General features: G+C 72.2%; 3 protein-coding genes and 1 pseudogene. All 4 read left to right on the top strand.

Going from position 1 to position 24,191, the window contains the following annotated elements:
• The coding region (locus tag ACFYQ5_RS35555) for a type I polyketide synthase (RefSeq protein ID WP_389203687.1) at positions 1-6,919 on the top strand (6,919 nt) is incomplete at its 5' end.
• 76 nt (positions 6,920-6,995) lie between these two features.
• Positions 6,996-21,464 carry a type I polyketide synthase gene (locus ACFYQ5_RS35550; protein WP_389203685.1) on the top strand — a complete coding sequence of 4,823 codons (14,469 nt, stop codon included), beginning with the start codon at positions 6,996-6,998 and terminating at the stop codon, positions 21,462-21,464.
• A 197-nt stretch (positions 21,465-21,661) separates the two neighbouring features.
• Positions 21,662-22,180 (top strand): annotated as a pseudogene (locus ACFYQ5_RS35545) (transposase family protein); the annotation flags it as partial.
• A 262-nt stretch (positions 22,181-22,442) separates the two neighbouring features.
• On the top strand, positions 22,443-24,191 hold a 1,749-nt coding region (locus ACFYQ5_RS35540), incomplete at its 3' end, for a type I polyketide synthase (protein WP_389203683.1).

Genomic DNA, 24,191 nt, shown 5'->3' with positions numbered 1-24,191 from the left:
ACACGGCGCCGAGCTCGACTGGAAGGCCCTCTATCCGGATGCCCAGGCCGTGGTCGACCTGCCCACCTACGCCTTCCAGCGCCAGCACTACTGGCTGACGGACGACGAGGCTCCGGACGGCACGCCGCTGTCCGGCTTGACGGACGTGGAGGCGCGGTTCTGGGAGGCTGTGGAGCGGGAGGACCTGGAGGGGCTGGCTGCTGAGCTCGACGTGGCGGATGGTTCCGCTGCCGAGTTGGGGGCCGTGCTGCCGGTGTTGTCGTCGTGGCGGCGGCAGCGGCGTGAGCGGTCGACACTCGACGGCTGGCGTTATCGGGTGACCTGGAAGCCGCTGCCGAGCGGTGTCGTGTCGGCGGCCTCCGGTCTCTCCGGGCGGTGGGCCGTCGTCATTCCGGAGAGCGTCGCGGGGCACCCGTGGGCGACCGGGGTGAGTGAGGCGCTGGCCCGTTTCGGCGCCCTCGTCTCCGAAGTGCACGTACCAGCCGCCGAGTTGACGCGGGAAGCGCTCGCCGAGCGGCTGCGGAGGCCCACCGGGGAGGGATTCGCCGGTGTGGTGTCCCTGCTCGGCCTCGATGAGTCCGCGCTCCAGGCGCACGAAGAGGTGCCCGCCGGACTCGCCGGTTCCGTGGCCCTGGTGCAGGCACTCGGGGACGCCGGGGTCGGAGCGCGGCTGTGGGCGCTGTCCAGCGGGGCAGTCGCCACCGGACGCGGTGACCGGGTCACCAGCCCTGTCCAGGCGCAGCTGTGGGGCCTCGGCCGCGTGGTGGCCCTGGAGTACCCGGAGCGCTGGGGCGGTCTGATCGACCTGCCCCGGACGTACGACGAGCGTGCGGCGTCGCGGTTCGCCACTGTGCTGGCCGCTGCCGGTGACGAGGACCAGCTGGCGATACGGGACACGGGTGTCTTCGTACGCCGTTTCGCGCACGCCCCGCTGGAGTCGGGTGAGGGCGTGGAGCCGGAGTGGACGGTGCGCGGGACGGCGCTGGTCACCGGTGGCACGGGGGCGATCGGCGGACATGTGGCGCGGTGGCTGGCCGGTGAGGGCGTGGAGCACCTCGTTCTGACGAGTCGCCGTGGTCTCGACGCGCCCGGCGCCGCTGAACTCAGGTTGGAGCTCGAGGAGTTGGGTGCCGAGGTCACCGTCGCGGCCTGTGACGTGGCCGACCGGGACGCGGTCGAGCGGCTGGTCGAGGGCCTGACCGCCGACGGACGCACTCTGCGGTCCGTCTTCCACGCGGCCGGTGTCGGACAGGAACAGCCGCTGCACGACATGACGGCGGCACAGATTGCCGAGGTCCTGGAGGCGAAGGTCGCGGGCGCGGCCCACCTGGACGCGCTCCTGGACACCGCGTCCCTCGACGCGTTCGTGCTGTTCTCGTCCAACGCGGGCGTGTGGGGCAGCGGAAGCCAGGGCGCCTACGCGGCCGCCAACGCCTACCTCGACGCCCTCGCCGAAGCCCGGCGTGCGCGCGGTCTGACCGCCACTTCCGTGGCCTGGGGCCTGTGGGGCGGTGGCAGCGGCATGGGCGGCGACGACGCCGAGGAGGCCCTGCGCCGGCTCGGCGTGACGGCGATGGCGCCGGAGCGTGCGGTGGCGGCGTTGGCCGAGGCGGTGGCGCACGACGAGACGTTCGTGGCCGTCGCCGACGTGGACTGGGCACGGTTCGCACCCGCCTTCACCTCGCTGCGGCCGAGCCCGTTCATCGGGGATCTGCCCGAGGTGCGGCTCGCCCTCGCCGGACCGGAGACGGCCGTCACGGCCCGCGCGCAGACCTCCGTGACCGGCTCCGACTGGGCCGAGCGGTTGTCCGCCGTGCCGACTGCGGAGCAGGAGCGGTCCGTACTCGAACTCGTACGGGCGCAGGCCGCGGCCGTGCTCGGCTATGCCGGTGCGGAGGCGGTGGAGCCGGGCCGTGCCTTCCGTGAGCTGGGCTTCGATTCGTTGACGGCTGTCGAGGTGCGCAACCGCCTCGCCGGCGCCACGGGCCTGAAGCTCCCCACCACCCTTGTCTTCGACTACCCCAACGCCCAAGTCCTCGCAGCCCACCTGCGCCGCGAGGCACTGGGCGACGAACCGGACGCCGTGGCGACGCGTGCCGCGCTCGTACCGGCCGACGACCCGATCGCCATCGTATCGATGAGCTGCCGCTACCCCGGCGGTGCCACCAGCCCGGACGCCTTGTGGCGCCTGGTCTCCGAAGGCACGGACGCCATCTCCGTCTTCCCCGCCGACCGCGGCTGGGAGAACACCGGCGCCGCGGCCTACAAGGCGGAGGGCGGATTCCTCTACGACGCCGCCGAGTTCGACGCCGCGTTCTTCGGGATCTCCCCGCGCGAGGCCCTGTCGATCGACCCCCAGCAGCGGCTCCTCCTGGAGACCTCCTGGGAACTGTTCGAGCGCGCCGGCATCGCCCCCACCGCCCTCCAGGGCCACCAGACCGGCGTCTTCATCGGCTCGGGCTACCAGGGGTACGGCGAAGGCGTCCACGAGCCGCCGGAGGGCGTCGAGGGATACCTTCTCACTGGCAACGCAGGCGCCGTCATCTCCGGCCGTCTGTCGTACGCGTTCGGCCTCGAAGGGCCGGCGGTGACGGTGGACACGGCGTGTTCGTCGTCGCTGGTCGCCCTGCACCTGGCCGCGCAGGCCCTGCGCCAGGGCGAGTGCGACATGGCACTCGCCGGTGGTGTGACCGTCATGTCGACGCCCACCGCCTTCGACGAGTTCAGCAAGCAGCAGGGCCTCGCGGCGGATGGTCGCTGCAAGCCGTTCGCGGAGGCTGCGGATGGTACGGGCTGGGGTGAGGGTGTGGGCCTGCTGCTCCTGGAGCGGTTGTCGGATGCGCGTCGCAACGGCCACGAGGTCCTCGCGGTCGTACGGGGTTCCGCCGTGAACCAGGACGGTGCGAGCAATGGCCTCACCGCCCCGAATGGTCCGTCGCAGCAGCGGGTGATCCGTGCCGCCCTCGCCAGTGCCGGTCTGTCGGCCGGTGACGTCGATGCCGTGGAGGCGCATGGTACGGGCACGACGTTGGGTGACCCGATCGAGGCGCAGGCGTTGCTCGCCACGTACGGTCAGGAGCGCTCTGCTGAGGAGCCGCTGTGGCTCGGCTCCATCAAGTCCAACATCGGCCATACGCAGGCTGCTTCCGGCGTCGCCGGTGTCATCAAGATGGTCATGGCCATGCGCGAGGGCGTGCTCCCGCTTTCCTTGCATGTGGATGAGCCGAGTTCGCATGTGGACTGGTCGGCGGGTGCTGTCGAGTTGTTGACCGAGGCGCGTGAGTGGGCCGACCGGGGAGAGGGTGTCCCGCGTCGTGCGGGTGTGTCGTCGTTCGGTGTGAGCGGTACGAACGCCCACGTCATTGTGGAGCAGGCGCCGATGGAGGTGCCCGCTGATGTCACGTCTCCGGTGGCCACGCCGTCGACGGTGGTGCCGTGGATGGTGTCGGGCCGGAGTGCTGAGGCGCTGCGGGCGCAGGCTGAGCGGCTGCGGGAGCACGTGGTCGAGCGCGGCGGGCTTGAGCCGGTCGATGTGGGCTGGTCGTTGCTGTCGGGTCGGGCGACGCTGGAGCATCGTGCGGTGGTGTTCGGTCGGGAGCGTGGAGATTTCTTGGCCGGTTTGGAGTCGCTGGCGTCGGGTGGGTCCGGGGTGGTCGCGGGTTCGGTTGTCGAGGGTCGCCTGGGTGTGGTCTTCACCGGTCAGGGTAGTCAGCGGGTTGGTATGGGGCGTGAGTTGTATGAGGCGTTCCCGGTGTTCGCGGATGCGTTGGATGAGGTGTGTGCGCATCTGGACGGGTTGCTTGAGCGTCCTTTGAAGGACGTGATGTTCGGTGGGGATGCGGGGGTGTTGGAGCGGACGGAGTTTGCGCAGCCTGCGTTGTTCGCTGTCGAGGTGGCGTTGTATCGGCTTGGGGAGTGGTTTGGGGTGAGGCCGGATGTTGTGGGTGGGCATTCGGTCGGTGAGTTGGTCGCGGCGTTTGTGGCCGGCCTGTGGTCGTTGGAGGATGCGGTTCGGCTGGTGGTTGCGCGTGGTCGGTTGATGCAGGCGTTGCCCGAGGGTGGGGGGATGTTGGCGGTTCAGGCGGTGGAGGCCGATGTGCTGCCGTTGCTTGAGGGGTTGTCGGATCGGGTGGGTGTGGCGGCTGTGAACGGGCCGTCTCAGGTGGTGCTTTCCGGTGATCGTGTGGTTCTGGAGGGCCTGGAGGAGGTCTTGCGTGGTGGGGGTCGGAAGGTGCGGTGGCTGAGGGTGTCGCATGCTTTCCACTCGCCGTTGATGGATCCTGTGCTGGATGATTTCCGTGAGGTCGCGGAGGGTTTGTCGTATGGGGTGCCGGTCTTGTCGGTGGTCTCCAACGTCACCGGTGAGCTGGCGGACGTAGCTGAGCTTCAGGATCCGGGGTATTGGGTCGGGCATGTCCGTGAGGCTGTCCGCTTCCATGACGGACTCGGCACCTTTACGGCGCAGGGTGTGACCACACTTCTGGAGCTGGGCCCGGACTCCGTATTGACGGCGATGGCGCATGACACGTTCACCGACCCGGCCGCACAGGCGGGGCTGATCGGGGCTCTGCGCAAGGACCGTCCCGAGGCGGACAGCTTCCTGGCTGCCTTGGCGAGGGCGCATGTGCGTGGTGTGGGGGTCGACTGGGCGCCGTTGTTTGCCCCGGCCGAGGCGCGTACCCGTGTGGAGCTGCCCACGTACGCCTTTCAGCGTGAGCCATACTGGCTCGAGTCGGCCCCGTTGCCCGTGATGCAGGCGGGCGGGTTCGCTGTTGACGAGGTGGAGGCCCGCTTCTGGGAAGCGGTGGAGCGGGAGGACCTGGAGTCGCTCAGTGCCGAGTTGGGTGCTGAGGGTGGGGCGCTGGGGGAGGTGCTGCCGGTTCTCTCGTCGTGGCGACGCCGGCAGCGGGAGACCTCAGCCTTGGACGCCTGGAGCTACCGCGTCTCCTGGAGCCTGCTGCAGCCGCTCCACCGGGTGGCCGGGCCGGTGCTCGCCGGGACGTGGCTGCTCCTCGTCCCGGACCGGGGAGCCGACGGGGCCTGGACAGCGGCCGTGGAGGACGCGCTCGACCGTCACGGCGCCGAGGTGCGCACCGTCGTCATCGACGCCGAGGGGACAGGACGCGGGGAGCTCGCGGAGCGGCTGCGCAAGGAAGCTGCAGTCGCAGGCGGCACGCCCGCTGGTGTGCTCTCGCTGCTCGCCGCCGACGAGGAGCCGCACGCCGTGCGTGGCGGCGTCAGCCGAGGCCTTGCCGCGACGGTCACCCTCGTACAGGCTCTGCACGCCGCCGATCTGGGCGCCCCGCTCTGGCTGGCCAGCAGGGCCGCGCTCGGTGTGGACGGCGGCGACCCGGCGCAGCGGTACGCGCAGGCCGCACTGTGGGGTCTTGGTCGCGTGGTGGCCGTGGAGTACCCGAAGCTGTGGGGCGGCCTCGCCGATATGCCGGAGGCGGCCGACGCGCGGGCGCTCGACGGGCTCGCCGGGGTACTCGGCGGCGCGTGGGACGGTGAGGACCAGGTGGCGGTGCGCGGTTCCGGAGTCTTCGGGCGCCGCCTCGTGCACGACCCGCTGGGCGGCGGCGGTGCCGACGGCCGGGACGCCTGGACATCACGCGGCACCGCGCTGGTCACGGGCGGCACGGGCGCAGTCGGCGGCCATGTCGCACGCTGGCTCGCCGCTCAGGGCGCCCCGCATCTCGTACTGACCAGCAGGCGCGGCCCCGAGGCGCCTGGAGCCGCAGAACTCCGCTCCGAGCTGGAGGAGTTGGGAGCCGAGGTGACCATCGCCGCCTGCGACGCGGCGGACCGGGACGCGCTCGCGCGGGTCCTGGACGCGATCCCCGGCCATCAGCCGCTGACCGCGGTGTTCCACACGGCGGGTGTCCTGGACGACGGCGTTCTCGACGGGATGAGCGCGGAGCGGCTCGCCACCGTCTTCCGGGCGAAGGTGCAGTCCGCACTCCACCTGGACGAGCTGACATCCGGGCTCGACCTGTCGGCGTTCGTGCTCTTCTCGTCGTTCGCCGGTCTCTCCGGCGGGGCGGGGCAGAGCAGTTACGCCGCCGCCAACGCGTACCTCGACGCGCTCGCGGAGCAGCGCAGGGCCCGTGGTCTGACCGCGAACTCCCTCGCGTGGGGCGCGTGGGCCGGAGGCGGCATGGCCGCCGAACGGCTGCGCGGCGGTCCGATGCCGCCCATGGAACCGCGGACCGCGGTCGCCGCCCTGCACCGGGCCCTCGGCCATGAGCAGGCCGTCACCGTGATCGCCGATGTCGACTGGGAGCAGTACCTCTCCGGCGGCCCGGGTATCACGGCCAACCCGCTCTTCGCCGACCTGCCGGAGGTCCGCGCCCTGCGGGACCGCACGACGGTCGACGACGCGGGCGCCGGGGGCACCGGTCCTGACCTGGCGCGGCAGCTCGCCGGACTGTCCGGGCCGGAGCGTGACCGGTTCCTGGAGGACCTGGTCCGCACCCACGCGGCCACGGTCCTCGGCTACCGAGGCCCCGAGCAGGTCGAACGCACACGCGCCTTCCGCGAGTTGGGATTCGACTCCCTCACCGCCGTCGAGCTGCGCAACGCGCTCGGCGCGGCCACCGGTCTGCCGCTGCCCACCACCCTGGTCTTCGACCACCCCACGCCCGTCGCACTCGCCGCGTACCTCAAGGCCGAAGTGCGCACCGACGGAGTCGAACCGGCACCGCTGCTGACCCAGCTCGACACCCTGGAGGCGGGCCTCGCCGAGAGCACACCGTCACAGGACGAGCTGGCCACCATCGCCGAACGGCTGCGGGTCCTGCTCGACCGGTGCGTCCCCGGCCAGGACGGCCTTGAGGACGCCGAGGTCGCCGGCGAACTGGAGTCCGCGACGGACGACGAGATGTTCGACTTCATCAGCAAAGAGTTCGGAATTTCATGATGCCCCGCCCCCCCTGTGGTTCGTGGGTCCGCACCGCGCCCCCGCACTCTCCGAATTTCTCTAGGAGCCAGGCCAGATGGTGAACGACGACAAAATCCGCCGCCTTCTCAAGCAGGTGACGGCGGATCTGCACACGACTCGTCGACGGGTGCGCGAACTCGAGTCCAAGGACGCGGAGCCGGTCGCGATCGTCGCGATGAGTTGCCGCTTCCCCGGCGGCGCGAACACTCCCGAGGAGCTGTGGCGGCTGGTGCGGGACGGCGTGGACGCGGTCTCCGCGTTCCCGGCGAACCGAGGCTGGGACGTGGCCGGGCTCTACCACCCCGACCCCGACCACCAGGGCACCACCTACGCCCGCGAGGGCGGATTCGTGTACGCGGCCGACGAGTTCGACGCGGGGTTCTTCGGGATATCCCCGCGTGAGGCACGCGCCATGGACCCGCAGCAGCGCCTTCTCCTCGAGACCGCGTGGGAGGCCATCGAGCGGGCCGGCATCGATCCGCAGAGCCTTCGCGGCAGCCGCACCGGCGTGTTCACCGGCACGAACGGCCAGGACTACACGGCCGTCGTCGCGGAGGCCGCCGACAGCACCGAGGGCTACTCGGGCACCGGCAACACCGCCGCCGTCGTCTCCGGGCGCCTCTCCTACAGCCTGGGCCTCGAAGGCCCGGCCGTCACCATCGACACGGCGTGCTCGTCCTCCCTGGTCGCCCTGCACCTCGCGGCGCAGGCCCTGCGCCAGGGTGAGTGCGGACTCGCCCTCGCGGGCGGCGTGTCCCTGATGTCGACGCCCACCGCCTTCGTGGAGTTCAGCCGCCAGCGCGGCATGGCCGAGGACGGCCGCTGCAAGGCGTTCGCCGAGGCGGCCGACGGTACCGGCTGGGGCGAGGGCGTCGGCCTGCTCCTGCTCGAACGCCTCTCCGACGCCCGTCGCAACGGGCACGAGGTCCTCGCCGTCCTGAAGGGCTCCGCGGTCAACCAGGACGGCGCCAGTAACGGGCTCACCGCCCCCAACGGCCCTGCCCAGCGGCGCGTCATCCGCGCCGCCCTGGCGAACGCGGGCCTTACGGCCGGTGACGTCGACGCCGTCGAGGCGCACGGTACGGGCACCACGCTGGGCGACCCGATCGAGGCGCAGGCCCTGCTCGCCACCTACGGGCAGGGGCGGCCCCGCACCCGGCCGCTGTGGCTGGGGTCCGTCAAGTCCAACCTCGGGCACACACAGGCCGCCGCAGGCGCGGCCGGTGTCATCAAGATGGTCATGGCGATGCGCCACGGGCTGCTGCCGAGCACTCTGCACGTCGACCGGCCGTCGTCCCACGTCGACTGGACGGCCGGCGCGGTCGAGCTCCTGACCGAGTCCCGGCAGTGGCCGGAGCGCGAGGGGCCGCGTCGCGCGGGCGTCTCCTCGTTCGGTGTCAGCGGCACCAACGCCCACGTGATCGTCGAAGAAGCCCTTCCCGACGCACCCCAGGACCGTGCCCAGGACAGCCCCGACGCGGTGGACGGGGCCGAGAGCCCCGCGGCCGTCGAAGGCACCCCCGAGGCCGTCGGCCCCACGCCCTGGCCCGTGTCCGGCCGCACCGCCAAGGCGCTGCGCGCACAGGCGGCGCGGCTGCACGCGCACCTCGTCGCCGACCCGGGCCTGGCCGCGGACCGCGAGGGGCGCGCCGACCTCGGCTGGACCCTCGCCACCGGCCGCTCCGCCTTCGAACACCGGGCCGTGCTCCTCGGCGAGGACCGCGACCAGCTCCTGACGGCCCTGGAAGCCCTCGCCTCCGAAGCCCCCACCGCCCCCGGCACCGTCAGCGGCTCCGTGACCGAGGGCAGGCTCGGGGTTCTCTTCACCGGCCAGGGCAGCCAGCGCGTCGGCATGGGCCAGGAGCTGTACGAGACCTTCCCCGTGTTCGCCACCGCCCTCGACAAGGTGTGCGCCCACCTTGATCCGCTGCTCGACCGCCCCCTGAAGGAGGTCATGTTCGGCACGGACGCCGACCTCCTGGCCCGTACGGGATACGCGCAGCCCGCGCTGTTCGCCGTCGAGGTCGCGCTGTACCGTCTCGCGGAGTCCTTCGGGGTGCGGCCCGAGATCGTCGGCGGCCACTCCGTGGGTGAGCTGGCTGCCGCGCACGTCGCCGGGGTGTGGTCCCTGGCGGACGCGGCCCGCCTTGTGGGCGCGCGCGGGCGGCTGATGCAGGCGCTGCCACGCGGCGGCGCCATGCTCGCCGTCCAGGCGTCCGAGGCCGACGTCGCCCCGCTCCTGGAGGAGGTCGCCGAGTGGGTGGGTCTCGCCGCCGCCAACGGCCCCGCCCAAGTGGTGCTCTCCGGCGACCGCGGTGTCCTGGAGGACCTGGCGGGCCAACTGCGGGCCGAAGGCCGCAAGACCCGCTGGCTGAAGGTCAGCCACGCCTTCCACTCGCCGCTGATGGCGCCGATGCTCGACGAGTTCAGGCAGGTCGCCCAGGGGCTGACCTACCAGGACCCGGAGCTGCCCGTCGTCTCCAACCTGACCGGGCGCCTCGCCACGGCCGACGAGCTCAAGGACCCCGAGTACTGGGTCCGGCACGTCCGTGAACCCGTCCGCTTCCACGACGGTCTGCTCGCCCTCACCGGCTTCGGCGTCACCAGCTTCCTCGAACTGGGCCCCGACGCCGTCCTCACGGCGATGGCCCACGACGCCCTCACCGGAGCCGAGGCCCAGCTCGTCCCCGCCCTGCGCCGCGACAGGCCCGAGCCCGGCACCTTCCTGACCGCCCTGGCCCGGCTGCACGTGGGTGGCATCACGGTCGACTGGACCCCGCAGTTCGCCCCGGTCGCGGCCCGCCGCCGCGTCGGTCTGCCCACGTACGCCTTCCAGCACCAGCGGTACTGGCTGGACACCGCCTCCTCGGCGGCCGCCGTCCCCACCCCCGGCACGGCACCCGCCGACGAGGCGGAGGCCCGCTTCTGGGAGGCCGTGGAGCACGAGGACCTCGCGGAGCTCACCGGCGCCCTCGATGTGCCCGACGACGCCCCGCTGACCTCGGTCCTGCCCGCCCTGACCGCCTGGCGGCGCCGGCAGCGGGCCACCGCCACGCTTGACAGCTGGCGCTACCGCGTCACCTGGAACCCGCTGCGTCCCCACGAGCCGACCGGCTCGCGAACCGCCCTGACCGGCACCTCATGGGCCCTGCTCGTCCCCACGTCCGAGGGTGGCTCGGCGGCGCCCGGGCACGCGCCTGACTCCGAGCACCCCTGGAGCGTCACGGCTGAGCGCGCCCTCAAGAGCGGCGGTGCCCGCGTCACCGTGGTGCGCGTCCCCGCCGACGCCGCCACCGACCGTGCGGCGCTCACCGGCCTGCTGGGTGCGCACGAGGCGGCTGGGTGGGACGGAGCCCTGTCGCTCCTCGCGCTACCCGGACACCCGGAAGCCACCGAGGGCTCCGGCGCGGCGGCCCGAGCCGTCGACGTGGCTCCGACCGCCGCCCTGCGCACGGCCGTTCTCCTCCAGGCGCTCGGTGACGCGGGCAGCTCGGCCACCGTGTGGGCCGCGACCCGCGGCGCCGTGGCGACGACGCCCTCCGAGGGCGCCGCCGACCCGGCGCAGGCGACCGTCTGGGGCCTCGGCCGGGTCGCCGCCCTCGAATACCCGCAGACCTGGGGCGGCCTCGTCGACCTCCCCGAAACCGCCGACCCCGCCGCCACCACGGCCCTTGCCCAGGTGCTCGGTGCCCTGCCGGGCGAGGATCAGGTGGCGGTGCGCGCGTCCGGTGTGTTCGTGCGTCGTCTGGTGCGTGCACCGTTCGGTGACGCCGCTCCCGAGAGCGACTGGTCTGCGCGAGGCACGGTGCTGGTCACGGGCGGCACGGGCGCGTTGGGCGCCCATGTGGCGCGGTGGCTGGCTCGTACGGGAGCCGAGCACCTGATCTTGACGAGCCGACGTGGTCTCGAGGCGCCTGGTGCCCCCGAACTACGAGCGGAATTGGATGAGTTGGGCGTACGGGTGACGGTGGCGGCGTGTGATGTCGCCGACCGTGAGGCCTTGGCGCGGCTACTTGCCGACGTGCCCGGTGATGTGCCGTTGAGCGGTGTGTTCCATGCCGCCGGTGTGCTGGACGACGGGGTGCTTGACGGGCTGACCGAAGACGGTCTGGCCTCGGTGTTCCGGGCGAAGGTGGAGTCGGCGCGTCATCTGGACGAACTGACCCGCGACGCCGACCTCTCCGCGTTCGTACTCTTCTCCTCCTTCGCCGGCATCACCGGCGGTGCGGGGCAGGGAAGTTACGCCGCTGCCAACGCCGCCCTCGACGCCCTCGCGGAGACCCGGCGCGCCACAGGGCACGTGGCGACCTCCGTCGCCTGGGGCCCCTGGGACGGCAGCGGCATGGCCGCCGAAGGTGCCGCCGCCGAGCGGCTGCGGCACGGCGTGATGCCTCCCATGGACCCCGATCTCGCCCTCGCCGCCCTGCACCAGACGCTCGGCCACGACCAGACGCTCGCCGCCGTCGTGGACATCGACTGGGGCCAGTACGCACCCGGCTTCACCGCCGCCCGGCCCAGCTGCCTCTTCGCGGACATCCCCGAAGCCGTCGCGGCGCTCACCACCCCGACCGGCAACACCGGCGCCGCGACGGGCACCGCGCCCGCCAACGCGCTCGCCGACCGCCTTGCCGCACTGGCCCCCGCCGACCGTGCGGCCGCCCTCCTCGACCTGGTGCGCGCCCAGGCCGCCGACGTCCTCGGCTACCCGAGCCCGGACGACGTCCACGTCACCCGCGCCTTCCGTGAACTGGGCTTCGACTCGCTCACGGCAGTGGAACTCCGCAATCTCATCGGCGTCGCGACCGGCCTGAAGCTGCCCACCACCCTCGTCTTCGACCACCCCACGGCGACCACGCTCGCCGCCCACCTGCACACCGAACTCTTCGGCGACGACAGCACCACCCCGCTGCCCGCCGCCACCACTGCCGCCGCCGACGAGCCCCTCGCCATCATCGGCATGAGCTGCCGCTTCCCCGGCGGCGTACGGAGCCCCGAGGACCTGTGGCGACTGGTCGCCGACGGCGTCGACGCGATCGCCGACTTCCCCGTCGACCGCGGCTGGGACACCGACGGTCTCTACCACTCCGACGCCGAGCGCACCGGGACCTCGTACGTCCGCGAGGGCGGATTCCTGTACGACGCAGGGCAGTTCGACGCCAAGTTCTTCGGCATCAACCCGCGCGAGGCGCTCGCCATGGACCCGCAGCAGCGGCTCCTCCTGGAGACTTCCTGGGAGGCGTTCGAGCGCGCCGGAATCGACCCCGCCACGCTCGGCGGCAGTCAGATCGGCGTGTTCGCGGGCACCAACGGCCAGGACTACACCGCCGGGGTCGACCAGGTTCCCGACGAGGTCGAGGGCTACCTCGGCATCGGCAACGCCGCGAGCGTCGCCTCCGGCCGCATCTCCTACACCTTCGGCATCGAGGGTCCGGCCGTCACGGTCGACACGGCCTGCTCCTCGTCGCTCGTCGCCCTGCACCTGGCCGCGCAGGCGTTGCGGCAGGGCGAGTGCACCATGGCGCTCGCGGGCGGGGTCTCGGTGATGTCGACCCCCGCCACCTTCGTCGAGTTCAGCCGTCAGCGCGGCCTCGCGACCGACGGCCGCTGCAAGGCCTTCGCCGAGGCGGCGGACGGCACCGGTTGGGGTGAGGGTGTCGGCATGCTGCTTGTGGAGCGGCTTTCGGACGCCCGCCGCAACGGGCACCGCGTCCTCGCGGTCGTCCGCGGCTCGGCCGTCAACCAGGACGGCGCGAGCAACGGCCTGACCGCGCCCAACGGCCCCTCCCAGCGCCGCGTGATCCGTGCCGCCCTGGCGAGCGCCGGCTTGTCCGCCGCCGACGTCGACGTGGTCGAGGCGCACGGTACGGGTACGACGCTCGGGGACCCGATCGAGGCGCAGGCCCTCCTCGCCACCTACGGCAAGGAACGCCAGGGAGACCAGCCCCTGTGGCTCGGCTCCATCAAGTCGAACATCGGTCACACGCAGGCCGCCGCCGGTGTCGCGGGCATCATGAAGATGGTCATGGCGATGCGGCACGGCACGCTGCCGAAGACGCTGCACGTCGACGCCCCGTCCTCCGAAGTCGACTGGTCGACGGGCGCGGTGGAGCTTCTGACGGGCGCGCGGAACTGGCCCGAGCACGCCGGAAGCAGGCCCCGGCGCGCCGGTGTCTCCGCGTTCGGCGTGAGCGGCACGAACGCCCACGTCATCGTGGAGCAGGCGCCGGCGGACGAGCCGGCGCGGCCCGACGAGACCTCCGGGGGCGGGGAACCACCCACGAACGTGATTCCGCTGGCCCTCTCGGCGAAGACCCCCGAAGCCCTGCGCTCCCAGGCCGCACGCCTACGCGCACACCTCGTCGACCACACCGGTCTTGGCCTCGGCGAGGTGGCCTGGACGCTTGCGGTGGCGCGGTCGCGGTTCGAGCACCGGGGTGTCGTCGTCGGCCGGGACCGTGACGAGCTCCTTGCCGGGCTCGACCGACTGGTCGCGGGTGACACGACAGCGCGGCATGTGGTCACGGGGCGGACGCAGGGCGGTGCGGCCCGTCCGGTGTTCGTCTTCCCGGGGCAGGGCTCGCAGTGGGCAGGAATGGCGGTCGAACTCCTCGACTCAAGCCCGGTGTTCGCCGAGCGGATGCGGGAGTGCCGTGAGGCACTGGCCGAGTTCGTGGACTGGGACCTGTTCGAAGAGCTGAGCGGCGAGCACTTCGACCGGGTGGACGTCGTCCAGCCGGTCCTGTTCGCCACTCTCGTCTCCGTCGCCGCCGTGTGGCAGGCGGCGGGCGTCGAGCCCGCGGCCGTAGTGGGCCACGGACCAGGCGAGATCGCCGCCGCGCACGTGGCGGGCGTCCTCACCCTGGAGGACGCGGCACGCGTGGTGGCCCTGCGCAGCCTCGCGCTCCGCGAACTCCCCGGCACGGGCGGCGCGGTCGCCGTACCGCTGCCGGAAGAGGAGGCGCGGGAGCTGATCGCGGCCTGGGAGGGCCGCATCGAGCTCGCGGCCGTCGACGGTCCCGCCCAGGTGGTGGTCTCCGGCGCGGCCGAGGCCCTTGACGAGCTGCTCGCCCAGTGTGCCGCCCAGGACGTCAGGGCGGAACGGCTCGCCGTGGACCACGCCGGCCACACCACGGAGGTGGAGTCCGTCGAGGCTCGCCTCGCCCAGGTACTTGCCCCGGTGGTGGCCCGCCCTGCCGACGTGCCCGTGCTCTCCACGGTCACGGGGGAGTGGGTGGACGCCGGCACCCCGATGGACGCCGGCTACTGGTACCGCAACCTGCGCCACACCGTCCTCTTCGACCGGGCGGTGCGTGCTCTGACGGAGGAGGGCCACGGCCTCTTCGCGGAGGTGAGCCCGCACCCGATGCTCACCGCTTCACTCCGCGCCGCCATCGACGCCACCGGTGACACCGGCGCCCCGGTGGTCGTGCTCGGCTCCTCGGGGCCGGATGTGAGTGGCGCGCACCGCCTCATGGCCGCCATCGCCGAGGCCCACGTACACGGCGCCGAACTGGACTGGAAGGCGCTCTTCCCGGGCGCCCGTACGGTCGTAGACCTGCCCACGTACGCCTTCCAGCACGAGCACTTCTGGCTCGTGGACGGCCGCACGCCGGACGTCGCGACGGCGCCCGCCACCGACGAGGTGGAGGCGCGGTTCTGGGAGGCTGTGGAGCGGGAGGACCTGGAGGGGTTGGTTGCTGAGCTCGATGTGGCGGATGGTTCCGCTGCTGAGTTGGGGGCTGTGCTGCCGGTGTTGTCGTCGTGGCGGCGGCAGCGGCGTGAGCGGTCGATACTCGAGGGCTGGCGTTATCGGGTGGTGTGGAAGCCGGTGCCGAGCGGTTCGCTTCCGGGTTCGGTTCCGGCCGGGCGCTGGCTGGTCGTCGTGCCGGAGGAGGCGTCGTCGCATGTGTGGGTCGCGGGTGTCCGTGAGGCGCTGTCGCAGGCTGGTGCGAGTGTCATCGAAGTAGGGGTGGGTTCTGGTGAGTTGAGTCGCGGGGCGTTGGCCACTCGGCTGGGTGGGTGTGCTTCCGATCTGTCGGGTGTGGTGTCTTTGTTGGCTCTGGCCGAGGACCCGCATCTGGAGCATCCGGTGCTGTCCGCCGGGCTCGCCGGCACGGTGGCGTTGGTGCAGGCCCTGGGTGACGTGGGGATCGGGGCGAAGTTGTGGATGGTCTCCAGCGGAGCCGTCTCCACCGGCCGCAACGACCGCCTCACCAGCGCTGCCCAGTCCCAGCTCTGGGGCCTGGGCCGTGTCGTGGCCCTTGAGCACCCGGAGCGCTGGGGCGGTCTCCTCGACCTGCCGCAGGCCCCGGATGCCCGTACCGCCACCCGGCTCGTCACCGCCCTGGCCGGCATCCCCGCCGACGCGGCGGACGGACGCGGATTCGAGGACCAGATCGCCGTGCGCGGCACGGGTATCTTCGTACGCAGGCTCGCGCACGCCCCGCTCGACGCCCGCCCGGCCCGCGAGTGGACGCCGGACGGCACCGCGCTCATCACCGGCGGCACGGGCGCGCTCGGCGCGCACGTCGCACGCTGGCTGGCGCGCGAAGGCGCCACACACCTCGTCCTGACGAGCCGCCGCGGCATCGACGCCCCGGGTGCGGCCGAACTCAAGGCGGAGCTGGAGGGGTTGGGCGCCGAGGTGACCGTCGCGGCCTGCGATGTCGCCGAGTGGGACGCCGTCGTGCGGCTTCTCGACGAGCTTGCGGCCGCCGGGCACACCCCGCGCTCCGTCTTCCACGCCGCCGGGGTGAGCCCCACGCTCGCCCTCACCGACACGGCCCCGGCCGACCTCGCCCACGCCCTCGCCGCGAAGGTGGCGGGCGCGGACCACCTCGACGAACTCCTCGGTGACACACCGCTGGACGCCTTCGTACTGTTCTCGTCCATCGCCGCCGTCTGGGGCAGCGGAGGCCAGGCCGGATACGCCGCCGCCAACGCCTTCCTCGACGCGGTCGCCGAGCGTCGCCGCGCCCGTGGCCTGACGGCGACCTCGGTCGCCTGGGGAGCCTGGGGCGGCAGCGGCATGGCGGCCACCGCCGAGGCCGAGGAGCACCTGCGCCGCCGAGGGGTCGCGCTGCTCGCGCCCGAACAGGCCGTCGCCGCGCTCGCCCAGGCCCTGGCGTACGACGAGACGTGCCTGACGGTGGCGGACGTGGACTGGGAGCGGTTCGCGCCCACCTTCACGGCCGCACGCCCGAGCGCCCTCCTCGGCGGCCTGCCCGAGCTGCGGCCGCGCCAGACCCAGAAGACCGCCGTGCCGGCCGACGAAGGCGGCCCGGTCTCGGAGTGGGCCGCCCGCCTCTCCGGGCTCCCGGACGCCGAACGCCACCGCCTGGTCCGCGACCTCGTACGCGCCGAAGCGGCCGCCGCGCTCGGCTACGGCGGCGCCGAAGCCGTCGAACCCACCCGCGCCTTCCGCGAGCTCGGCTTCGACTCGCTGACCGCCGTGGAGCTGCGCAACCGGCTCACCGCGGCCACCGAGGTCACGCTGCCCGCGACGGTGGTCTTCGACCACCCGTCGCCCGAGGTCCTCGCCCGCCACCTGGTGGCGCAGCTGTCCGGCACGGACACCGCGGGAACGGCCGCCCCCGCCCGGGTGGTGGACCCCGCCGACGTGGCCGACGACCCGATCGCCATCGTGTCGATGAGCTGCCGCTTCCCCGGCGGTGCCAACACCCCAGAGGGACTGTGGCAGCTCCTCGTCGACGGCACGGACGCCATCTCCGTCTTCCCCGCCGACCGAGGCTGGGACCTCGAAGGCGCCGCGCGCTACAAGCCCGAGGGCGGCTTCGTTTACGACGCTTCGGAGTTCGACGCCTCCTTGTTCGGGATCTCGCCGCGCGAGGCCCTGGCGATGGACCCGCAGCAGCGGCTCCTCCTGGAGACCTCTTGGGAACTGTTCGAACGTATGGGTGTCGCCCCCAGGTCCCTGCGGGGCACGCAGACCGGCGTCTTCGTCGGCTCGGGTTTCCAGGGGTATGCCACCGGCCTCGACAGCGTCCCCGACGGGGTCGAGGGCCATCTCATGACCGGCACGTCCGGCAGCGTCATCTCCGGCCGTCTCGCCTACTCCTTCGGGCTCGAGGGCCCAGCGGTGACGGTCGACACGGCCTGCTCGTCCTCGCTGGTCGCCCTGCACCTGGCGGCGCAGGCGCTGCGCCAGGGCGAGTGCGACCTCGCCCTCGCGGGCGGCGTCACGGTGATGGCGACAGCGGGCGCCTTCGACGAGTTCAGCCGCCAGGGCGGCCTCGCCTCCGACGGCCGCTGCAAGCCGTACGCGGAAGCCGCCGACGGCACGGGCTGGGGCGAGGGTGCGGGCCTGCTGCTCCTGGAGCGCCTGTCCGACGCGCGCCGCAACGGCCACGAAGTCCTCGCGGTCGTACGGGGTTCCGCCGTCAACCAGGACGGTGCGAGCAACGGCCTCACCGCCCCGAACGGCCCCTCCCAGCAGCGCGTCATCCTCCAGGCCCTCGCCAACGCCCACCTCGCCCCCGAGCAGATCGACGCCGTCGAGGGCCACGGCACGGGAACCACGCTCGGCGACCCGATCGAGGCACAGGCCCTCATCGCCACCTACGGCCAGGACAGGCCCGCGGACCGACCCCTGCTCCTCGGCTCCGTGAAGTCCAACATCGGGCACACGCAGTCGGCCGCCGGTGTCGCGGGCATCATCAAGATGGTCATGGCGATGCGACACGGCACACTGCCGCGGACCCTGCACGTCGACCGGCCGAGCAGCCACGTGGACTGGTCAGCAGGGACCGTCGAACTCCTCGCCGAGGCCCGTGAGTGGCCCGACAGGGACGGCGCGCCGCGCCGAGCGGGCGTCTCCTCGTTCGGCGTGAGCGGTACGAACGCCCACGTCGTCGTGGAACAGGCCCCTCGTCGCGGTAAGTCCGCCGCGTCCCGGCGGCCCGGCCAGGTACTGGCGGCCACCACCGGCCTGCCGTGGCTGGTGTCGGCCCGCGACGCGAACGCCCTGCGTGCGCAAGCCGGCCGTCTGCGCGAGCGCCTGCTCGCCGACCCGGCCCTGGCCGCTGACCTCCCCGCACGCGCCGACCTGAGCTGGTCCCTGGCCACGGGCCGCTCGCTCCTCGAACACCGGGCCGTCGTGTTCGGCCGGGAGCGGGACGACTTCTTGGCCGGTCTTGAGGTCGTGGCGTCGGGTGGGCCGGGTGTCGTTCAGGGTTCGGTCGTCGAGGGTCGTCTCGGGATCGTTTTCACTGGTCAGGGTAGTCAGCGGGTTGGTATGGGGCGTGAGTTGTATGAGGCGTTCCCGGTGTTCGCGGATGCGTTGGATGAGGTGTGTGCGCATCTGGACGGGTTGCTGGACCGTCCTTTGAAGGACGTGATGTTCGGTGGGGATGCGGGGTTGTTGGAGCGGACGGAGTTTGCGCAGCCTGCGCTGTTCGCGGTCGAGGTGGCGTTGTATCGGCTTGCGGAGTGGTTTGGGGTGAGGCCGGATGTTGTGGGTGGGCATTCGGTCGGTGAGTTGGTCGCGGCGTTTGTGGCCGGCCTCTGGTCGCTGGAGGATGCGGTTCGGCTGGTGGTTGCGCGTGGTCGGTTGATGCAGGCGTTGCCTGAGGGTGGGGCGATGTTGGCGGTTCAGGCGGTGGAGGCCGATGTGCTGCCGTTGCTTGAGGGGTTGTCGGATCGTGTGGGTGTGGCGGCTGTGAACGGGCCTGCGGCGCTGGTGCTTTCCGGTGATCGTGTGGTTCTGGAGGGCCTGGAGGAGGTCTTGCGTGGTGGGGGTCGGAAGGTGCGGTGGTTGAGGGTGTCGCATGCTTTCCACTCGCCGTTGATGGATCCTGTGCTGGATGATTTCCGTGAGGTCGCGGAGGGTTTGTCGTATGGGGTGCCGGTCTTGTCGGTGGTCTCCAACGTCACCGGTGAGCTGGCGGACGTGGCTGAGCTTCAGGATCCGGGGTATTGGGTCGGGCATGTCCGTGAGGCTGTCCGCTTCCATGACGGACTCGGCACTTTTACCGCGCAGGGTGTGACCACACTTCTGGAGCTGGGCCCGGATTCCGTGTTGACGGCGATGGCGCATGACACGTTCACCGACCCGGCCGCACAGGCTGGGCTGATCGGGGCTCTGCGCAAGGACCGTCCTGAGGCGGACAGCTTCCTGACCGCCCTGGCCAAGCTCCACGTACGCGGAACCGAGGTGGACTGGGCGCCCCAGTACGGGCCCACCGAGGAACGCCACCGCGTCGACCTGCCCACGTACGCCTTCCAGCACCAGCACTACTGGCTGCGGGGCGCGGTGGACACGCCGGCCGCCGACGGCGCCTTCACGGCGGACGAGGTGGAGTCCGGGTTCTGGGAGACCGTGGAGAGCGCGGACCTGACCGGCCTCGCCAAGACCCTGGGGATCCCGGACGACGCACCGCTGACCGAGGTACTGCCCGCCCTGACGGCCTGGCGCAAGCAGGGGCGCGAGAGCTCCACGATCGACAGGTGGAACTACCGCGAGTCATGGACACCGCTCAGCGAGGCAACTGCGGGCACTCTGACGGGCAGCTGGCTCGCCGTCCTGCCCGAGGGTGAGGCCGATGCGCCGTGGAGCTCGGCGGTCACCGCACTGATGGCCGAGTACGACGTACGCCTCGTGACGGCGGAGGTGCCCGCGCACGCCATCGACCGTGACGCGCTCGCCCAGGCCTTGCGCACGGCGGTCGAAGAGCGGGGCGACACGGCGTCGTTCAACGGCGTGCTGTCGTTGCTCGCCGTCCATGAGGTCCATGAGGGCCATGCAGTCCATGAAGTTCACGATGAGCAGGACGACGAGGACGTCCCCGTGGACGTGCTGCGCACCCTGGCGCTGATCCAGGCCCTCGGTGACACGGGCGTCGACGCGCCCCTGTGGTGCGCCACCCGCGACGCCGTCGCCGTCGGCCACTCCGACGCGCACACCACGCCCGGCAGGACGGCCCTGTGGGGCCTCGGCCGGGTCGCCGCCCTGGAGTACCCGGAGCGGTGGGGCGGCCTGGTCGACCTGCCCGGCACGGCGGGTACCGCCGCCGCGTCCCGCCTGGCCCACGTGCTGGGCGGCGCGTGGGCCGACGAGGACCAGCTGGCGGTACGTGGCGGCGGCACGTTCGGGCGCCGCGTGGTGCGGGCACCCCTCGACACCGCACCGGCCGGGGAGTGGACCCCGCATGGCACGGTCCTCGTCACCGGCGGCACGGGAGCCCTCGGCCGGCACATCGCGCGCTGGCTGGCCCGTACAGGCGCCGACCACCTCGTCCTGACCAGCAGGCGCGGCCAGGACGCGCCCGGCGCCGACGGACTCCGCGCAGAACTGGAGGAGACGGGCGTACGCGTGACCCTCGCGGCCTGCGACGCGGCAGACCGCGAGTCACTGGCGCGCCTGCTCGGGGACATCCCCGACGACGCGCCGCTGACCGGCGTGTTCCACGCGGCGGGAGTCCTGGACGACGGTGTCCTCGACGCGATGACGCCGCAGCGGCTCGCCACCGTCTTCCGCGCCAAGACGCGGTCCGCCCGCAACCTCGACGAGCTGACCGCCGGCCTCGGCCTGTCGGCGTTCGTCCTCTTCTCCTCCTTCGCCGGTGTCGCGGGCGGCGCGGGCCAGGGCAGCTACGCCGCCGCCAACGCCTACCTCGACGGACTCGCCCACGCCCGCCGGGCACGGGGCCTGACCGCCACGTCCGTGGCCTGGGGCCCCTGGGCCGGCAGCGGCATGGCCGCCGAGGGAGTGGCCGCCGAACGGCTGCGCGGCGGGGCGCTGCCGCCACTCGACCCGGACCGCGCGATCACCGCGCTCCATCGGCTGCTCGCCGAGGACCGCACGACCGCCCTGGTCGCCGACATCGACTGGCAGCAGTACGCGCCCGCCTTCACAGCAGTCCGGCCGAGCAGGCTGTACGCCGAACTCCCCGACGTGGAGCGGCTCGCCGCCTCCCACGGCGCCGACGGCGGCACCGGGGGGCCGGCCGACGGACAGGGTCCGGACCTCGCGGCGCGACTCGCGGCGCTCCAGCGGCCCGAGCAGGAGCGGCTGCTGCTCGACCTGGTCTGCGAGCAGGTCGCCGCCGTCCTCGGCTACAGCGGCGCGGCGGCCGTCGAACCCACCCGCGCCTTCCGGGAGCTCGGCTTCGACTCCCTCACCGCTGTCGAGCTGCGCAACCGCGTCAATGCCCTCACCGACCTGGTCCTGCCCGCCACGGTGGTCTTCGACCACCCGACACCGACGGCCCTCGCCGACGTGCTGCGTACCGAACTCGCCCCCGACGCCGCCGATCCCACGGCGCTGCTCCTCGGCGACCTCGACCGGCTGGACGGCAGCCTCGCCGCCGTGGGGGCGGCCGACGAGATCACCCGCACCCGGGTGGCGGTGCGGCTCCAGGCGGCGCTCGACCGCTGGAAGAGCGGGGACACGCAATCGGGCGGCGGTGCCGGAAGCGGTGACGGCGGGGGTGTCGGCGAACACCTGGCGGACGCGGACGACGACGAAATGCTCGCGTTCATCAAGAAGCAACTCGGGCGGGAATGAGACCCTCACAATGAAGTAGGGGCCACGAAATTCGGCCCGATGAAGCCCCGCGCAATGAGCCGTCGAGCCGTTTGCAACCTGACGAGAGGTTGGACCGGTGGCCCCGGCAGCGGGCATGAAGAAAGCTCCTGGCAGACGGGTTCACGACCAAGATCACCAGTCCGCCAGGAGCTTTCGCGTGCTTGTCCACCCGTCCGGCTCGCCGCCGCCGGATCGGCTCCCGGTGGCGGCGCCTGACCTGCGGCCGGCAGGCCCCGCTCGTCCTGGCCCACCTACGCTGCGGCGACACCCACGCCCGCCTCGCAGCGGGTTTCCGCGTCGGGGCCGCAACACGGTTTACCGGTACATGAGCGAGGCCGTCGACCTCCTGGCTGCTCCGGCGCGCTACCCGGAGCCGTGCACGATCTGACCGCGGCTCGGACCCACGACATTCCCGCCGTTCTTGCCGCCGACGACATCAAGTGCTGGGCGGACAGGGCGTATCAGGGTGCAGGTGCTGCTGTCCGCGTCCCGTTCCGGGGCAAGACTCCGGCGGCCGGCGCCGGCGTCACAACCGCGATCCCGCCAGGATCCGCAGCCTCGGCGAACGTGCCATGGCCACCTTCACATGCTGGCGGTTCCTGCGGAAGCGCCGCTGCGGCACCACCCGGATCATCGATGTCGTCCGTGCCGTCGCCGCCCTCGAACTCGCCCCTGATCAAGATGGAAAGGCTTGATGAAGGCCGGTGCAATCAAGCCCGGCAATGAATGGACAAGGAGCGTCCGTAAAGGGTAGTTAATTGAACTGGCAGCCCCTGTCCACCCCCTTTGCCGCGCAGTCGCCCCGGCCTCATTTCGAGGTAATCCCGTAGGGGCGAGTAGGGGGAGAGTAGGGGTTGTTGGTCGTATAGGGCCCCCATAGCGTCATCGAGAAAACGGCTGCTGACAGGTCCGTTGTATGCCAGAGAGTGCGGCCCAGTCCTGAACAGGTGACATTTGATGGCGAATGAAGAGACGCTGCGCGACTATCTCAAGTGGGTTTCGGCGGACCTGCATCAGACGCAGCAACGTCTGAAGGACATCGAGACCGCTGCTCAGGAGCCCATCGCGATCACGGCGATGAGTTGCCGCTTCCCCGGCGGGGTGAGCGGTCCGGAAGACCTGTGGAGGATGCTTTCCGAAGGCCGCGACGCCATTTCGGACCTTCCCGGCGACCGTAACTGGGACCTGGAAGCGCTCTACGACCCGCAGGCCGCCGGAAAGCAGGGAACGAGTTCCACGGCCAGCGGCGGGTTCCTCGAGGGCGTCGCAGAATTCGACGCGGCATTCTTCGGTATCTCGCCGCGCGAGGCGCTCGCCATGGACCCGCAGCAGCGGCTCCTCCTGGAAACCGCCTGGGAGGCGCTCGAACGCGCCGGTATCGACCCCGCGACGGTACGCGGCAGCCGGACCGGCGTATTCGTCGGTACCAACGGACAGGACTACGCCCCTCTCCTCTTCGAAGCCGAGGAGGACGTCGAAGGCTATGTGAGCACCGGCAACGCGGCCGCCGTCGAGTCCGGCCGCATCGCCTACACCCTCGGCCTCGAAGGCCCGGCCCTCACCGTCGACACGGCCTGCTCCTCCTCCCTCGTCGCTCTGCACCTCGCCGCGCAGGCGCTGCGTCAGGGCGAGTGCGGCATGGCCCTCGTCGCGGGCGTCACCGTCATCTCCACCCCGGGCGTCTTCACCGAGTTCAGCCGCCAGCAGGGACTGGCTCCCGACGGCCGCTGCAAGGCCTTCGCCGCCGCTGCCGACGGCACCGGCTGGGGCGAGGGCGTCGGCATGCTCCTGGTGGAGCGCCTGTCGGAGGCCCGCCGCGCAGGACGCCCCGTCCTCGCCCTGATCCGCGGTTCCGCCGTCAACCAGGACGGCGCGAGTAACGGCCTGACCGCCCCCAACGGCCCATCCCAGCAGCGCGTCATCATGCAGGCCCTCGCCAACGCCCGCCTGTCGCCCGCCGACATCGACGCGGTCGAGGCCCACGGCACGGGTACGACGCTCGGCGACCCGATTGAGGCGCAGGCCCTTCTCGCCACCTACGGCCAGGAGCGCCCCGAGGGCCCGGCGGATACCCGTGAACCGCTCTGGCTGGGCTCCATCAAATCGAACATCGGTCACACGCAGGCCGCCGCCGGTGTCGCGGGCGTCATCAAGATGGTCATGGCCATGCGGCAGGGCGTCCTCCCCAAGACGCTGCACGTGGACGAGCCGACGCCCCAGGTCAACTGGTCCACCGGAGCGGTGGCCCTGCTGTCCGAGGCCCGCGAGTGGACCGAGCGCGAAGGCGGCGTGCCGCGCCGTGCGGGCATCTCGTCCTTCGGCGTGAGCGGAACCAACGCCCACGTCATCGTGGAACAGGCTCCGGCCCATGACCCCGTCACCACCGAGCCCGAGTTCACGCCCTCGCCCTCACAGGTGGTGGCGGGCGTGGTCCCCCTGGCGCTCTCGGCGAAGAACGAAGGTGCCCTGCGCGACCAGGCCGCGCAACTGCGGAAATACCTGCTCGCCCGCCCCGGCTTGAGCGTCGGTGACCTTGGCTGGTCGCTGGTGGCGGCGCGGTCCCGTTTCGAGCATCGGGGTGCCGTCGTCGGGCGGGACCGTGAGGAGCTCGTCGCCGGCCTTGAACTGCTGGCCCAGGGCGACACGACTCCGCAGAGCGTCGTGACGGGGCGTGCGCAGAGTGGTGTGGTCCGTCCGGTGTTTGTG

This window comes from Streptomyces sp. NPDC005794 (assembly GCF_042871445.1).
GTDB lineage: Bacteria > Actinomycetota > Actinomycetes > Streptomycetales > Streptomycetaceae > Streptomyces.
Note: the sequence above shows the minus strand (reverse complement) of the source record. Positions and strands in the feature narration are given on the sequence as shown.

What these genes read in the sequence shown, in the direction of transcription:
- ACFYQ5_RS35550 (WP_389203685.1), top strand. Translation starts at nt 6,996, where the DNA reads ATGGTGAACGACGACAAAATCCGCCGCCTTCTCAAGCAGGTGACGGCG.